This is a genomic window from Rhizobium sp. 01N48 (assembly GCF_056399145.1).
Genome location: NZ_JBFTQT010000009.1, coordinates 54817 through 69433, shown reverse-complemented (window position 1 = coordinate 69433; position 14617 = coordinate 54817). Strand labels below are relative to the sequence as shown.

Below are 14617 nucleotides of genomic sequence, written 5' to 3'. Positions count from 1 at the left end.
ACCTCTGTAAAGATATTCACCCATGTGGTTGACTATCGCTTGGATATGGATATATTCAACCACATGGGTGAATGAAATGGATGAAGACGCACTGTCACGGATATTGAAGGCCGCGGGGGATACCACGCGGCGGCAGATCCTGACGCTCCTCGTGCAAGAGGGGCCTCTCAGGGTGACGGGGCTCGCTGCTCATTTCGACATGTCCCTGAATTCCGTCTCCAAGCACATCAAGGTTCTGGAGGAGGCGGGGCTGGTCACCCGGCGTACTTTGGGCCGCGAGCATTTCATTGCCGCGGAGCTTGAACCGCTGAGACTGACGGAAGACTGGTTCGCGCAACTGAAGTCGATATGGGAGCTGCGCCTGACGGCGTTGGAAGAGTTACTCGTTTCAAAGGAGTGAAGTCATGTCCGAACTTGAACTGACGGTAAACCGCAAGATCGCCGCCTCGCGCGAGAAGATTTTCAACGCTTGGCTCTCGCCGACAGCACTGGCCAAATTCATGAAGACGCCTTCAGGCAACTTCGATGCCCGAAATGTCACCACCGATCCGGTCAAGGGCGGCCGCTTCATGATCGTGATGGTCACACCGGAGCGCGAGATCCCGCATTCCGGCACCTATCTCGAAGTCGATCCCTATTCGCGCCTGTCCTTCACCTGGGAATCCCCGCATTCGCTGGATGACAGCGTCGTCACCATCGATCTCAAGGAGATCGGCCCCGAAACGACGGAGCTGACCCTGAAGCAGGTAAAATTCCGCAGCGAAGGCGCGCGCGACGGCCATATCCAGGGCTGGACCTCGATCCTCGGCGAACTCGACAAATATCTCGGCTAAGTCAGGGGACCGACATGAAAAAGCCGCCGGCAATGCAGCGCCGGCGGCTTCATTTCGCCTCGGTATCGAAGCGGGATGCGAGAGGAGGCCAGCCCCGGCCCTCGCCATTGCCTTCCAATCAGAAGGCAACACCTTCGCCAGGCGCGACCTTTTCGATCGGCATGGCAGATGCCATCTGGCTGCCGCCAACGCGCGAGCCATGCAGGTAGCCCTTGCCGCCGGCGATCGAATAGAGCGGCATGTAGTCGGGCAGGCGGCTGTCGGCGAGAACCTCGTCGCGCATGTTGTCGAGAATATAGTGGTTGCCGCCGGCCGAGACGGAGAGAACGGCGTGGTAGAAATGGCGCTTCTGGTCGAAGAGAACCACGACCGCCATGTCCTTAAGGTCGACGCCCTCGGCATTGAGTGCCGCCATCTTCAGGATCGCGAGATCCTCGCAATCGCCCTGCTGGCGCTTCAGCGTCTCGGAAGGCGTCGCCCAGTAATCGGCGACCTTGTAGGTGTCGATGTCGCGGGCATAGCGGATCGTGTGGTTGATCGTGGTGTTGATCGCGTTCATCTTGTCGCGCAGCGATGCCTGAGAGGTCTTGGCGAACGATGCCTTGACCGCCGTGACGGCGTCAGTGCACTTGCCAGCGCCGCAGGAAATGGCGGTGCCGCTGGTCATTTCGTCCAGCGAAGGCGCCAGCCGCTTCAGGGCTGCCAGGCGCTTGAAGGGGATCGCCACCGATCCGAACACGCCGCCATCATCGGGGCGCGCGGCGATCGAGGGGCGGGTTGCCGGCTTCACGGATGCGGTGGTCTCGGAGCTGAATGCGGCGGCCGCAACCGGCGCCGGCGTCTTCAGGGCCGCGAGATCGATCGAGCCGAAAGCCTGCGCGAGACCGCGTCCGGCGAGCGTGGCGAGGCGCGCCATGCCACCGACGCTGACAGCGCTTGCCGCCTGCTCGGCGATGCTTGTCGAAATATAGCTGGAGTAAGATGCGCCGTATGCTTCTGTATTATACAGAACAGAAGCCGATGCTTGATTGCAAGAAAAAGAAGAAAATGCCGAAAGAAGTGCGATAAAAGCGACTTTGTTTGTTTTTGTTATTTTGGTCACGGGACTTAATTTCTCCACTTGTTGGGAGAAATGTACCGATCAGCCATAAATATCGAGTTTGGAAGCGTGGATAAATTAGAACGAAGTTATCCGCTCAAAAAAGCTGAAAATTTTAGCTTTTCCGTCAACCAAGTTTGGGGGAAGGGTTTGCTTTCGCCAGATGCCTATGCAGATATGAAGCCGCGAAATGGCCGCTATAGACGGCCTGACAGGGTTTGGGGGAAGCAGTGATCGTTAAGGGCAGGGATGTGGCGCGTAGCGCGCATGGTTTACGCGGCGTCCGTCGCGCAGCCCACAAGGGGGCGCAAGCCGCCCGATCGCTCCTGCTTCTCTCCGTCGTCCTTTCCTGCACGGCGCTGGCAGCCTGCCAGTCCGACGTTGACGGCATCGCCAGGAACGTCAAGACCAACGACATCAAGCCGCCGTCGAGCGATGTCGAAGAAAGCTTCGGCGAAAACGGCGCCGAGATCACCTTGCTGATGCAGAAAGGCTCGAACGGGCTCTTCGAAGGGCCGTCGCGCGATGTGAGAGATGCCGCGGCCCTCGGCATCGGCGAACTCGGCGCCAACCAGGCATTCGTCAAGGTGATCGACGTTGCGAGCCCCGCTGCCGCGCCTGCCGCGGTGGCCGCCGCCAAGTCCAGAAGCTCGGCGATCCTTATCAGCTACCTGCCACCGGCGACCACGGCCGCCGTCGCCGCCATGCCGTCCGACCAGCGCCCGCCGCTCCTCAATCTCGGCCAGCCCGTGCCGGCAACATCAGGCAATGTCTACAATCTCGCATCGAGCGAGACCGACAGCGCGCTGGAAGGCCTGCGGACAGCCGCTGCCAGTGGCCACAAGAAGGTCGTCGTCTTTGCTGAGCGGAGTCTCCCGCAGACAGCCGATCTCAGGCTGGCCGACGCCATCCGCGCCTCCGGCGGCACCTTTCTTGGTATCACCAGATATGACCTGACGGATGCAGCTGCCGCTGCCGCCGTTCAGACGGCCAAGCCGCAGCTGCAGCAGGCCGATACGGTCCTCATCCTCGGCCGCACGGCGATCACCACCACCATCGAAGGGGCGATCAAGGCCGGCGGCCAGAGCAATCTCAATTTCGTCGGCACCAGCGCCTGGCCGCCGCAGACCTACCGCGAGCCGACCGCGAACGGCACGCTTATCGCCATGGTCGAGCCCGAGGCGACCTCGCTGATCTCGGAGCGCTACCAGCGCCACTACAAGCGCCCGCTCTCGGCCGATGCCGCCTACGGCTATGACGCCATCGCCATCGCGTCGGGCATCATCCGCACCAAGGGTCCGACGGGCCTCAACGCCGAGACGCTGACCAGCAAGGTCGGCTTCCGCGGCGTCACCGGCCTCTTTCGCCTGTCGCCATCGGGCCAGGTCGAGCGCCGCTTGAGCCTCTACGCCATCGGCGGCGGCAAGCTCAACGTGCTGGCTCAAGCGCCGGCTTCGTTCTGAAGCGAGCAACATTTCCCTGACGCGGACAGCACTTCGCCTTCGCCTGCGACGGGATAAACTTTGCGTGAATTGTAGATGTAAATTCTTCGCGCACAGATTGACGGCGGCGCGATGTATTGCTCATCTGGCCTTATAGATATGAGGGGATTTCATCATGCGTACTGGCGCGAATTTTCTATGGTTCATACTTGGCGGATGGGCATTGGCACTGATGTGGTGGTTCGCCGCCGCACTGATGACTATCTCAATTATCGGCTTGCCGTGGGCGCGCGCCTGCTGGGAGATCGGCTTGCTGAGCCTGTGGCCCTTCGGACGGGATGTCGTGTCGCATGCCGAACTCACCGGCAAAAGCAGCGCCGGGCTGACACTATTTCGATTGATCGCCAACATCATCTGGCTGCCATTCGGCGTCATCCTGGCGATCTCTCATGTTCTGCACGGCTGCCTGATGTTCGTGACGATCATCGGCATTCCGCTCGGCCTCCAGGACTTCAAGCTTGCGGGCATCTCGCTGTTTCCCGTTGGCAAGCGCGTGGTCACCAAGGAGCTGATGGCCGCCGCACGCTCCGCCAATGCGCAGGCACAGCTGGCGGCGCTTCGGCAGGGCTGATCGCGATCGACTAACGTTGCTGGCCGAGCGGCGGAAAATCGCATTCCGCCGCCCGACCTCGCTCTGACCTAAGCTAACGGCCGCCCGATCAGCCGGCCGTCGCGGCAGCGGCGAAGAAGCCTTCCGGGCTCTCCACTTCCACCAGTTTCCGGCCGTCGATCTGCCAGAAACGGTTGCCGACGTTGCGGATGAAGTCGCGGTCGTGCGAGACAAGCAGGCAGCTTGCCTGCTGCGCCATCAACTCGCTCTCCAGCGCCTCCTGGCCCTCGATGTCGAGATGGTTGGTCGGCTCGTCCAGCAGGTAGAAGTTCGGGTTGGTCAGCCGCAGCGCAAGCATCCCCAGCCGTGCCTTCTGCCCGCCCGAGAGGCGGCCGATCGGTTTGCCCTGCATCTCGATCGTCATGCCGGCGCCGGCAAGCAGAGCGCGGGCTCGGGCGTCTCCGACATCGAAGCGCCTGAGGATCATCCGCATCGGCGTCTCCTCGTCGATCAGCTCGTTCAGCGCCTGATCGCCATAGCCGAGCACCAGCGACGGCGTCGCCTTGATGCCCTCGACAGTTCCTTCGGCCTCCAGGATCGCACGGCGCAGCATCGTCACCATCCGGCTCTTGCCCATGCCATTGGCGCCCAGCAGAACGATACGGTCGCCCTGGCAGATGAACTGCTTGCCCGTCTTGAAGAGCGGCGTGCCATCCGGCCGTGCCACGATCGCATCCTCGAGCGTCACCAGCACCTTGGCGTGGGTGCCCCGATTGGCGAGCCGGATCGCGCCCGAAGAGCGCTCCAGATGCGCGGGCTTGGCCGCGTCCTCCAGCTTTTCCGCCCGCTGCTTCAGCTGCTTGGTCTTGACGACAAGCAGGTCGCTGCCGGAATTGATGCCGATATTGTTGAGCTTGGCGGCCTGCTGGCGCAGCTTCTCCGCCGTCTTCATGTCGCGCTGGTAACGCCGCTCGTCGGCCGCGTCGCTGTCGTCGAGCGCTGCCCGCGCCTCAGAGTACGGCAGCGAAAACAGCGCCGATTGCTCGGGCCTCAGAAACAGCGTCCGGTTCGTCGTGGCGTCGAGAAAGGCGCGGTCGTGGCTGGAGATGATGACGGGCATGTCGCGTGGCAGCGCGTTCAGCCAGTCCTCAAGCCGGGCGATCTTCGCAAGGTCGAGATGGTTGGTCGGCTCGTCGAGCAGAAGCACGTCCGGCTCGGTAACGGAGACGCGCGCCAGCATCGCCAGCCGCTGCCAGCCGCCGCTGAGCTGCCCCACCGGCCGCTCGCGCATGTCATCGGGCACATCGAGACCGGCAAGCACCATGTCGACCCGCCAGCTCTCGTTGAGCTGCTGGTCCTCCGGCAGCGCCTTCAGCACCGCCTCGTGCAGTGGCAGTGCGAGCAGGGCAGGCGGCACGTCCTGTTCGACATGGCCGATGGTGAGCCCGCGCGAGCGGGTGACATCGCCTTCGCTCGGCTCGATCGCACCGGACAGGCAGCGGAGCAGCGTGGACTTGCCGCGCCCATTGGCGGCAACAAGCCCGATGCGGTCGCCCGCGCCGATCGCAAGCGTGAGGTTGGAAAACAGCGGCTTGCCAAGGGTGATGCCGAGATTGCGGATATGGATTGTCGTCATGGTCTTGCTCTGGTCTTGCGAGCAGGCACAGGCGCGTCGCGGGCATCAGCCTTCATCGCGCGCGTATGCTCAAGCTCGGGGGATCTAGAAAAAATGCAGGCGAGCATAGGCTCACGGCTGCAGTGCCACGAGGGGCGGACCAGGAAGAGGGTGTCGAGAAACGGTCTCTGGTCAGCCCTGCAAACGCATTTGCAGGGCGTTGACGGGGCCACGCTGGCGATTGAATCGGAAATGTATCGTCACGCGCAACCCTCCTTTCTCAAGTATCTTGGCAATAGCATTGCAGCCGCGAAAATTCAACCGTGATGCTCGTGTACAGTGATCAGAAAGATCGCGTCGGCCTCGATCGCCTTCAGGATCACGCCGCCGTCGCTGCGATAGATTTGCAATTCCGAGAGTACGCCCGCGGCCGAAAACAGGATGATGTCGACAAGCGGCCCGTAGGGATCGGCGACCTCCTTGTCGTCGAAATAGCCGGACGCGACGGGGTGCGCCGGCAGGTCGGCGGGCCAATCGGTCCGGTCGCGCAGGCGAAGGCGCAGCGAGCCGGATGCGTCGATCTCGGCGGCGCGGTAGTGGTCGCAGTCCCAGGCTGGCGGCACCTCGCCGCGCGCGGCGTGGCGCGCCAGACGCTGGATGATCTGCTTTTCTGCGGGGTTCAACTCTCTCCAAATCAACGTCACGCGGTCGCTTCCGAAAAGGGTTGAGGGATCAGGGTTACCGTTTCAGGCTGCCGAGAATGCCGCGCACCAGCGCCCGCCCGACTTGCGTCGCCACGGTGCGCGCCACGCTCTTCATCGCCGCTTCCACCACCGTCTCGCGCTGGTAGCCGCCGGAGCGGGGGCGGCCTTGCGCCTGCTTCTCGTCCTTGTCGTCGTCGCCGAAGCCCGGCAGCGTCCAGCGGCCGGAGGCGCTTCCCTCGGCCGGCTGTGTCGGCTGCGCCTTCTTGGCAGCGTCGGAATCGGATGCCTTCTGCGCCCGCGCCGCCAGGATCTCGAAGGCGGATTCGCGGTCGACATCCTCGTCATAGACGCCGAGCACCGGGCTCTTGTCCATCACCTGCTGGCGCTCCTGGTCCGTCAGAGGCCCGACGCGGCCGGATGGCGGCCGCACCAGCGTGCGCTCGACGATCGACGGCGCGCCCTTGGCCTCCAGCGTCGACACCAGCGCCTCGCCGGTTCCAAGCGTGGTGATCACGGTGGCGCAGTCGAAGGCCGGGTTGGGGCGGAACGTATCGGCCGCCGTCTTCACCGCCTTCTGCTCGCGCGGCGTATAGGCGCGCAGCGCATGCTGCACGCGGTTGCCCAGCTGCGCCAGCACCGTCTCCGGCACGTCGAGCGGGTTCTGCGTGACGAAATAGACGCCGACGCCCTTGGAGCGGATCAGGCGCACCACCTGCTCGACACGCTCGACGAGCACCTTCGGCGCGTCGTTGAAGAGCAGATGCGCCTCGTCGAAGAAGAACACCAGCTTCGGCTTCTCCGGATCGCCCACTTCGGGCAGTTCCTCGAAGAGCTCCGACAAAAGCCAGAGCAGGAAGGTCGCGTAAAGCCGCGGGTTCATCATCAGCTTGTCGGCGGCGAGCACCGAGATAGTCCCGTAGCCGCGATTGTCTGATCGCATGATGTCGGTGATCTTCAGCGCCGGCTCGCCGAAGAAATGCTCGGCGCCCTGCTGCTCGAGCACCAAGAGAGCGCGCTGGATCGAGCCGACGGAGGCCTTGGAGATCAGCCCGTACTGGCTGGAAAGCTCGGTGGCGTTCTCGCCCATGTAGTTGAGCAGGGCCGAGAAATCCTTGAGGTCGAGCAGCGGCAGGCCGCCCTTGTCGGCGATCTTGAAGGCGATGTTGATGACACCTTCCTGCGGCTCCGACGCATCCATCAGCCGGGCGAGCAGGAGAGGGCCCATCTCGGCGATGGTGGTGCGCACCCGGTGGCCCTTTTCGCCGAACAGGTCCCAGAAGATCACGGGGAACTGGTCCGCCTCGTAATCGTCGAAACCGATCTGCTCGGCCCGCTTGGTCATCCAGTCCTGGGGCTGGCCCTTCATGGCAATGCCGGAGAGATCGCCCTTGATGTCGGCGCAGAAGACGGGAACGCCGGCTCTCGCGAAGCCTTCGGCCAGCACCTGCAGCGTCACCGTCTTCCCGGTGCCGGTGGCGCCGGTCACCAGTCCGTGGCGGTTGCCGTATTTGAGTTCCAGATATTCGGGGGTGTTGATACTGTCATCAGGGTTGCGGCTGGTACCGATGTAGATCTTGCCATCCTCGAGCATGCGAAAGGTCTCCCTGCCGGCGACGGACGCCGATTGCGTCAAAATGCGGAGAGCATAATCCGCATGTTCATTGTAATATGGTTTGACTGTTATAAGCAGGGACCGCAATGCCGACAACTGTCTGCATTAAAAGGAAAACTGGATAAGCGATGATCGTGTCGCGGATGCCTTGAGTTGCCACTCGAAGTCGATTAACGTTGACGTTAACGTCAATAAAACCAGGAGGATGACGATGAATGAAATCGTGGATCAGATAGCCGCACGGGTCGGCATTCCGGCCGAAGTGGCCGAAAAGGCGCTCGGCATGATGCTTGGGTTTCTCCAGCGCGAAGCGGCCGACGGCCCGGTCGCCAAGATGATCGAAGCCATTCCGGGCGCCTCCGATCTGGTCGCCCAGTATAACGGCGCCGGCGAAACCGGCGGCGGCGGCCTTCTCGGCAGCATCATGGGCGCGCTTGGCGGCGGCGGCATCATGGCGCTCGGCCAGCAGCTGATGTCCGAAGGCCTCGGCATGGGCGAGATCACCTCGCTCGCCAAGGAAACCCTTTCAATTGCCGAACAGCACGCCGGCAAGGAAACCGTCGACGAGGTCGTCGCCTCGGTACCGGGGCTCAGCCAGTTCGTTTGATGGGTTGATTGATGATGCAGCGGGCGGATTTTCCGCCCGTTTTGCTGTGGGGTGGATGGTGAGGTGGGCGTTGTGCCGTGCAGCCCCCTCATCCGCCTGCCGGCACCTTCTCCCCGTTGGGGCGAAGGGAAGAGGGAGCGAGCGGCCGGCTCCGAGTCTCTTCTCCCCCACGGGGAGAAGGTGCCGGCAGGCGGATGAGGGGGCCGCGCACGCCAAGGGTTGCGACCACCCAAACCCAACAAACCCTACTGCGTCACCTCAATCAACTGCATCCACACGGCCGCCTGATCCCGCGCCGTCTGCCGATCGGCCTCATCCAGCACGTTGCCACCACAGAACGTCTCCACCGCGGCCCGGTCACTCTCCGCCGTCGCCGCATGCTTCGCGCCAACCATCACATGCCGCCAAGCGCAGCCCAAAACCTTGTCTTCGACGATGGCCGTATCGCACCCCGTGCTGAAGCACAGCGCGACCGCCCTCTGGCTCTCATAACCCCCACCAACCGCACGCGCATAAGTCACCGCCCACCCCGCACGCGTATCCCGGCATCCGGCCGGACTAGCGCTCAAATCACACGATGTCGTGGCGACGTAATCCTTCGCCGGCGGGAAGTCGGGGAATTCGGCGAGGTTGACGCATCCGCAAGCCAGAAGTGCTGCCGCAAACCACTGCAATATCGCCTCCCGCCGTTGCGCGACCACACTGCTTGCTGGGAGACATCGGACGATAGCTCACGACAGGCCAAATCAGTGATGAATGCCAAATCAGTCGTGATTGTATGTGTTATCGCCGCTCGCCGAAAGTGGGTTTCGGCCCGGAAAATCGATCCTGGCGCGGTCCTGGTTCAGGCGGCCGAATGGGGTGTCAGTGCTTGCTTTTTGTCTCGCGGGCAAGCTTCAGGATGACGTCATCAGCCGCGTCGGCGAGGGCCATGGCGATTTCGGCGGCTTTCCACCCTCTCTTCTCTCCGTCACGGATAAGTTCGAAGAGCATGGGCTCGAATTCGGACCGGCAGGTCTCCATTCGTTGGTCTGAATTGGATCGATTCTTGGAAGACTGAATATCCGTCATCATCAATACCCCAGATTAGAGGGTAGATTTAGCAAGGCCGCTGAAGAGCGCAAGTAAATATGTTAATCGGTCATTAACAATTCGATTTTTTTGCCTGACATAAGCAAAAAAACAACTAGGAACCCAAGAAGGGCCCGTCGGGGTGAGACGGGCCCCCGCCTTCTTTGTCGCACTGGAAAAGCAACTCTGTCAGCAGTAAAAGCTTGGATCCCAGGAAGTAACCGGTCAACTTCTACCTTTTTTGTACTTGGTACCGCCTTTCAGCGGCGAAGCGAGCCGTTTCCCGTAAATATTATGGGTTTATTTCGGAAGGTCGGCGCGTGAGCATGGTTGTTCCGGATATACTAACATAAGAGTGTATTTTTATTCATGTGCGCTTTTTGGGTTGTGTAGAATAACGCCCAGCTCGTGCCATTGCCGGCCATCTTTTCGGATCAGCTCGTCGGCGCAGGTCGGCCCCATGCTTCCCGGCAGGTAGGGCTCCGGCTGGTCGTGGTTTGTGCCCCAGAGATCGAGGAAGGGCTGCACGGCGGCCCAGCCCGCCTCGATGCCGTCGGCGCGCTGAAACAGCGTCTGGTCGCCGATGAAGAGATCGTAGAGCAGGGACTCGTAGCCGGTCATCTTGCCGATATCGAACTTGTCGGCATAGCGGAAGTCGAGCGAGACAGGCACAGTATCGACCGAAAGCCCCGGCGATTTGATGGAGAGCTCGACGCTCAAGCCCTCATCCGGCTGCACCTGGATGACCAGCCGGTTCGGCGGCAGGCTGCGCTTGATGTCGGTCTCGCGAAACTGCGCGAAGGGCACCTGACGGAAAGTAACGACGATCTCTGTATCGCGCGCCTTCATCGCCTTGCCGGTCCGGAGATAGAACGGCACACCCGCCCAGCGCCATGTATCGACATAGAGCTTCAGCGCCACGAATGTCTCGGTCCTGGTGTCGGGCGAGACGTCCTTGGTCTCGCGGAAGGCGGTGACCGGGTTGCCGTTAAGCGGCCCGCTCGTATAGACGCCGCGCACGCCATGCTCGGCCGCTTCCTCGGGCGTATAGATCCTGAGCGCGCTCAAGGCCTTGCTCTTTTCGCTGCGGATCACCTCGGCCCCGAACCCGTTCGGCGCCTCCATGGCGATCATGGCCAGCAGCTGGAACAGATGGTTCGGCACCATGTCGCGCAGCGCGCCCGTCGCGTCGTAGAACTTGCCGCGGCTGCCGACATCGACCGTCTCGGCCGCTGTGATCTGCACATGGTCGATATAGTTGTTGTTCCACAGCGCCTCGATCATCATGTTGGCGAAGCGGGTGGTCAGGATGTTCTGCACCGTCTCCTTTCCGAGGAAGTGATCGAGCCGGTAAACCTGGCTTTCCGAGACCTTGGAGAGGATGCGCGCATTGAGCGCCTTGGCCGAGGCAAGATCGGTTCCGAACGGCTTCTCGATGGCGATCCGCCGAAACGCGCTGTTGGTCTCCTGGGTCAGCCCGTGTTCGGAAAGCTTCTCCACGATCGTCCCGAAGAATTGCGGCGGCACGGCAAGATAGAAGGCGGCATTGCCGCTTTGTGCCTTCTCGAGCCGCGCCTTGATGTCGAGATAGATCTCGTCCCTGGTGAAATCGCCAGACGTATAGGCGATCCGCTTGCTGAGGCTCTTCCAACCATCACTTTCGGCATGCGCCCCGCCGTCATCGAGCGTCTTCAGGAAATCATCAAGCCGCGCCACCAGCATCGCATCGTCACCCGGCTCGATGCCGACGCCGAGAATGCGGAGATCCTCGCCGGTGAGCCCGCTCTGCGTGAGATTGATGATCGCGGGAACAAGCAGCCGCCGGGTGAGGTCTCCGGTGGCTCCGAAGATGACAAGCGTGACCGGCGGGCTGGGAGCTGCGTCCATGATGATCTCCTTGATATGGGAGTGGGAAGATAGAGCGGGTGGATGGGGTGCCAAGCGGGGGCTACGCTGGCGGATCGACAGGCGGCCATTGTCGCGCCGTGTGGAGAAGTGTGAGTATCCAGATTGTGCCGTCGTCGATTTCATAGACGAGGCGATAGTGCGGATGCGGAATGACTTCGCGGGTACCGGCCACCGTTCCTGGACGCCCAAGATAGGGAACGTTTGAAAGCCTGCGTGCCGCCTCGCTGAAAAGATTATCCATGYGGAGCGCGGCGGATGGGTTATCGGCGGCAATGAATTGGACAATGGATAGACGATCGAGCTCGGCTTGCGGGCTCCAGGCAACCTTCACAGGCCACCATTCTCGATTTGTTTGCGGAGCGCTGCGAATGTTGCCTCAACGGCTTCGTTCGAGCGTCCTTTTCCTGCGGCGATCGATTGCCGGGCAACGGCCACCTTGGATTCCAGAAAACTGGCGTACTCCGGCGAGACATGCTGTTGTTCTACATAGTCGCGAACCAGATCAGAGACGATTTCGCCCGCAGCCCGGTTCTCTGCCTTGGCGGCAGCGAGAAATTCGGCGTGCAGCTCAGGATCGAGCGTGATTTCGACGACAGCATTCTTGGCCACGGCCAACCTCCATCTCTGCACCAAAGATATAGCTGAGACGGCGCCCCCACAAGATGAAAGACGCCATCTTCCAACGTCTACCCCTTCACCGCCACCATGAATATCCGCGGAAACCTCAGCAACACCCGCCCGTCGGACATCTCGGGATAAGCCTTCTCCACCCGCCCGAGATAATCCGCCAGAAACGCCTCGCGATGCAGATCGCCGGCATGGTCCAGATAAGGCCTCAGCCCAGTGCCCTTGACCCACTCGACGATCGCTGCCGCATCCGCCATCGGGTGGTTGTAGGCGGTGTGCCAGATGTCGACGCGTTTGGCCTTGCCGATCAGGCGGGAGTAATAGGTGGACGGTGGTGGCAGCGGATTGCGGCGGACGCTTTTGGCCTCGAAGGCGGCCTTCCAGGGGCCGGCATGGGCGGTCTCTTCCATCAAGAGATGCGTCGGCTCGGTCAGGTTGTCGGGCATCTGCACGGCAAGCGCGCCACCCGGCTTCAGGCCATCCATCAGCCGGTCGAAGATATCGAGATGATTGGGCAGCCACTGGAAGACGGCGTTGGCGAAGAGGAGATCGACCGGCTCCTTCGGCTGCCATGTCGCAAGATCGGCCTCTAGGAAATCGGTGCCGGGCAGCCGCTTGCGGGCGGCCTCCAGCATGTTGAGATCGCTGTCGAGCCCGCTAACGCCGGAAGCGCCGTAGCGGTCGATGATCAGCTCCGTCGAGTTGCCCGGGCCGCAGCCGAGATCGACGGCGCGCTCGATGCGCTCCATCGGCACCTGCGCCAAGAGATCACGCGCCGGGCGCGTCCGTTCGTCCTCGAATTTCACATACTGGCTTGCCGACCATGCCATGTCGTCTTTCTCCCTCTTTTAGTCTGCGTCTTCGATACGCTTGATCCTGATCTTGTCGATGTTGCGGCCATCGAGCGATACCACTTCGAATGTCAGTTCCTCGAAGCGGATCGTCTCGCCCTGATGCGGCAGGTGTCCCAGCCGCCACAGGATGAAGCCCGCCAGCGTCGAGAACCGGTCGCCTTCGTCCACAAGGTCGACATCGACAAGCTTCGAAGCGTGGCGGATGTCGATCCAGCCGTCGACCGTCAGCGAGCCGTCCTCGCCGCGCTCGATCGAAAGCTTCTCCTCGTCCTCGTCGGGAAACTCGCCGGCGATTGCCTCGAGCAGGTCGGTGGGCGTCACCATGCCTTCGAGATCACCGTACTCGTCGAGCACGATGGCGACCGCTTCGCTGGAATGGCGCAGCTGTTCCATCAGCTTCAGCGCGCTGATGCTCTCATGCACCACGAAGGGCTCGCGGATCGAGCGCTCGACATTGATCGATCCATCGACGATCAGGTCGCGCAGCAGATCGCGGGCACTGGCGACGCCGATGAAATTGTCGAGGCTCCCGCGGGCAACCGGAAAGCGCGAATGGCCGAGATCGACGATGCGGCGCTGCAGTTCCGCCTCAGGCGCGTCGAGATCCAGCCAGTCGATATCGATGCGCGGCGTCATGATCGATTTGGCCGAGCGGTCGGCCAGCGTCAGCACGCCCTGGATCATGTCCTTCTCCTCGTTGGAGAACACGTCCTCTTCGGCCGCCTGTTCTGCGATATGTTCCGCCGTCGGCCCGAGCGTCACCTGCGGCCGCCTGCCGCCGAGCAGGCCGAGCACGGCGTCGGCGGTGCGTTCGCGGATGTTGGTGGGCGTGATCAGCCGCTCGCGATTGTGCCGCGCCAGCTGGTTCAGCGATTCGATGATGACCGAGAAGCCGATCGCCGCGTAGAGATAGCCCTTGGGCAGGTGCACCCCGAAGCCCTCGATGATCAGCGAGAAACCGATCATCATCAGGAAGCCCAGGCAGAGGATGACGACCGTCGGATGCTTGTTGACGAAGCTCGTCAGCGGCTTCGAGAGCAGCAGCATGACGCCGATGGCAATCACGACGGCGATCATCATCACAGGCAGGTGCTGCACCATGCCGACGGCGGTGATCACGCTATCGAGCGAGAAGATCGCGTCGAGCACGACGATCTGCACGATGACCTGCCAGAAGACGGCATGCACCACCTTCTTCTCCGATGTCTCGACATGGCCTTCCAGCCGTTCGTGCAGCTCCATCGTGCCCTTGAAGAGCAGGAAGACGCCGCCGATCAACAGAATGATGTCGCGGCCGGAGAAGCTGAACTCCATGACCGAGAAGATCGGCGTCGTCAGCGTCACGATCCAGGCGATCGAGGCGAGCAAGCCGAGACGGATGAACAGTGCGAGCCCCAAGCCGACGAGGCGCGCGCGGTCACGCTGATGCGGCGGCAACTTGTCGGCGAGAATGGCGATAAACACGAGATTGTCGATGCCGAGAACGATCTCGAGCACGATCAGGGTTGCGAGACCCACCCAGGCGGAGGGGTCGGACATCCAGTCGAAGAACATCAATGGTGTAACGCGGCCACGTTGACGGGACCGCTCCTTTTGCGATGAAAATATGAAAGGCGGATGACGGCGGCCGCAAGC

General features: G+C 62.0%; 16 protein-coding genes and 1 pseudogene. 6 read left to right on the top strand and 11 right to left on the bottom strand.

The genetic code is table 11. From position 1 onward, the window contains the following. Window positions 1-76: 76 nt before the first annotated feature. Both AC1DOG_RS17680 and AC1DOG_RS17675 read left to right on the top strand, forming a co-directional pair. Entirely contained in the window at window positions 77-400 is a 324-nt protein-coding gene (locus AC1DOG_RS17680; RefSeq protein ID WP_047507735.1) for an ArsR/SmtB family transcription factor, read from the top strand. A gap of 4 nt (window positions 401-404) precedes the next feature. Then, entirely contained in the window at window positions 405-833 is a 429-nt protein-coding gene (locus AC1DOG_RS17675) for an SRPBCC family protein (RefSeq protein WP_477929825.1), read from the top strand. Between the two features lie 118 nt (window positions 834-951). Here AC1DOG_RS17675 and AC1DOG_RS17670 read toward each other — a convergent pair whose 3' ends face one another. Further along, window positions 952-1749, bottom strand: coding sequence for a transglutaminase-like cysteine peptidase (locus AC1DOG_RS17670; protein WP_477929823.1), 798 nt, complete (start codon window positions 1747-1749; stop codon window positions 952-954). A gap of 413 nt (window positions 1750-2162) precedes the next feature. On the opposite strand from AC1DOG_RS17670, the gene AC1DOG_RS17665 reads away from it, so the two are divergent. From AC1DOG_RS17665 to AC1DOG_RS17655, 3 genes and pseudogenes are all read left to right on the top strand, one after another. Beyond that, window positions 2163-3395: an ABC transporter substrate-binding protein gene (locus AC1DOG_RS17665; RefSeq protein ID WP_477929821.1), complete on the top strand. Its 1233-nt coding sequence runs from the start codon at window positions 2163-2165 to the stop codon at window positions 3393-3395. Window positions 3396-3573: 178 nt separating this feature from the next. Beyond that, window positions 3574-3699, top strand: a pseudogene (locus AC1DOG_RS17660) (YccF domain-containing protein); the annotation flags it as partial. 18 nt (window positions 3700-3717) lie between these two features. Beyond that, complete coding sequence (locus tag AC1DOG_RS17655; RefSeq protein WP_477930053.1) at window positions 3718-4005, top strand: YccF domain-containing protein; 288 nt, start codon at window positions 3718-3720, stop codon at window positions 4003-4005. An 88-nt stretch (window positions 4006-4093) separates the two neighbouring features. On the opposite strand, the gene AC1DOG_RS17650 is transcribed toward AC1DOG_RS17655, so the two are convergent. The 3 genes from AC1DOG_RS17650 to AC1DOG_RS17640 form a co-directional block, all read right to left on the bottom strand. Beyond that, on the bottom strand, window positions 4094-5620 hold the full coding sequence (locus AC1DOG_RS17650) for an ABC-F family ATP-binding cassette domain-containing protein (protein WP_477929819.1): 1527 nt from the start codon (window positions 5618-5620) through the stop codon (window positions 4094-4096). Window positions 5621-5916: 296 nt separating this feature from the next. After that, window positions 5917-6282 (bottom strand): hypothetical protein, encoded by a 366-nt coding sequence (locus AC1DOG_RS17645; RefSeq protein WP_112944433.1) that lies wholly within the window; start codon window positions 6280-6282, stop codon window positions 5917-5919. 55 nt (window positions 6283-6337) lie between these two features. Continuing rightward, window positions 6338-7894 carry a helicase HerA-like C-terminal domain-containing protein gene (locus tag AC1DOG_RS17640; RefSeq protein ID WP_477929817.1) on the bottom strand — a complete coding sequence of 519 codons (1557 nt, stop codon included), beginning with the start codon at window positions 7892-7894 and terminating at the stop codon, window positions 6338-6340. 232 nt (window positions 7895-8126) lie between these two features. On the opposite strand from AC1DOG_RS17640, the gene AC1DOG_RS17635 reads away from it, so the two are divergent. Beyond that, on the top strand, window positions 8127-8522 hold the full coding sequence (locus AC1DOG_RS17635) for a hypothetical protein (RefSeq protein WP_477929815.1): 396 nt from the start codon (window positions 8127-8129) through the stop codon (window positions 8520-8522). A 245-nt stretch (window positions 8523-8767) separates the two neighbouring features. On the opposite strand, the gene AC1DOG_RS17630 is transcribed toward AC1DOG_RS17635, so the two are convergent. The 7 genes from AC1DOG_RS17630 to AC1DOG_RS17600 form a co-directional block, all read right to left on the bottom strand. Further along, window positions 8768-9196: a hypothetical protein gene (locus AC1DOG_RS17630; RefSeq protein WP_477929813.1), complete on the bottom strand. Its 429-nt coding sequence runs from the start codon at window positions 9194-9196 to the stop codon at window positions 8768-8770. Window positions 9197-9386: 190 nt separating this feature from the next. Next, a complete protein-coding gene (locus AC1DOG_RS17625; protein ID WP_018896989.1) occupies window positions 9387-9515 on the bottom strand; it encodes a hypothetical protein in 129 nt (42 codons plus the stop codon). A gap of 441 nt (window positions 9516-9956) precedes the next feature. After that, window positions 9957-11480, bottom strand: a complete 1524-nt coding sequence (gene zwf / locus AC1DOG_RS17620; protein WP_477929811.1) for a glucose-6-phosphate dehydrogenase — start codon at window positions 11478-11480, stop codon at window positions 9957-9959. Window positions 11481-11541: 61 nt separating this feature from the next. Further along, the gene (locus tag AC1DOG_RS17615; protein ID WP_477929809.1) at window positions 11542-11832 is read right to left on the bottom strand and encodes a type II toxin-antitoxin system RelE/ParE family toxin; all 291 of its coding nucleotides are present in this window, start codon (window positions 11830-11832) and stop codon (window positions 11542-11544) included. Next, window positions 11829-12110 carry a hypothetical protein gene (locus AC1DOG_RS17610; protein ID WP_477929807.1) on the bottom strand — a complete coding sequence of 94 codons (282 nt, stop codon included), beginning with the start codon at window positions 12108-12110 and terminating at the stop codon, window positions 11829-11831. Before AC1DOG_RS17610 ends, AC1DOG_RS17615 begins: the two co-directional genes overlap by 4 nt. Before the next feature lie 77 nt (window positions 12111-12187). Then, window positions 12188-12958, bottom strand: a complete 771-nt coding sequence (tam, locus tag AC1DOG_RS17605) for a trans-aconitate 2-methyltransferase (protein ID WP_477929805.1) — start codon at window positions 12956-12958, stop codon at window positions 12188-12190. Window positions 12959-12976: 18 nt separating this feature from the next. Then, window positions 12977-14536, bottom strand: a complete 1560-nt coding sequence (locus tag AC1DOG_RS17600) for a TerC family protein (protein WP_018902479.1) — start codon at window positions 14534-14536, stop codon at window positions 12977-12979. Between the last annotated feature and the right edge of the window lie 81 nt (window positions 14537-14617).

Bases quoted from the DNA above. Each gene is read 5' to 3' on its own strand.
- AC1DOG_RS17675 (WP_477929825.1), top strand. From the start codon at position 405: ATGTCCGAACTTGAACTGACGGTAAACCGCAAGATCGCCGCCTCGCGC.
- AC1DOG_RS17635 (WP_477929815.1), top strand. From the start codon at position 8,127: ATGAATGAAATCGTGGATCAGATAGCCGCACGGGTCGGCATTCCGGCC.
- AC1DOG_RS17600 (WP_018902479.1), bottom strand. From the start codon at position 14,536: ATGTTCTTCGACTGGATGTCCGACCCCTCCGCCTGGGTGGGTCTCGCA.
- AC1DOG_RS17670 (WP_477929823.1), bottom strand. From the start codon at position 1,749: ATGGCGCGCCTCGCCACGCTCGCCGGACGCGGTCTCGCGCAGGCTTTC.
- AC1DOG_RS17640 (WP_477929817.1), bottom strand. From the start codon at position 7,894: ATGCTCGAGGATGGCAAGATCTACATCGGTACCAGCCGCAACCCTGAT.
- AC1DOG_RS17680 (WP_047507735.1), top strand. From the start codon at position 77: ATGGATGAAGACGCACTGTCACGGATATTGAAGGCCGCGGGGGATACC.
- zwf (WP_477929811.1), bottom strand. From the start codon at position 11,480: ATGGACGCAGCTCCCAGCCCGCCGGTCACGCTTGTCATCTTCGGAGCC.
- AC1DOG_RS17650 (WP_477929819.1), bottom strand. From the start codon at position 5,620: ATGACGACAATCCATATCCGCAATCTCGGCATCACCCTTGGCAAGCCG.
- tam (WP_477929805.1), bottom strand. From the start codon at position 12,958: ATGGCATGGTCGGCAAGCCAGTATGTGAAATTCGAGGACGAACGGACG.
- AC1DOG_RS17625 (WP_018896989.1), bottom strand. From the start codon at position 9,515: ATGCTCTTCGAACTTATCCGTGACGGAGAGAAGAGAGGGTGGAAAGCC.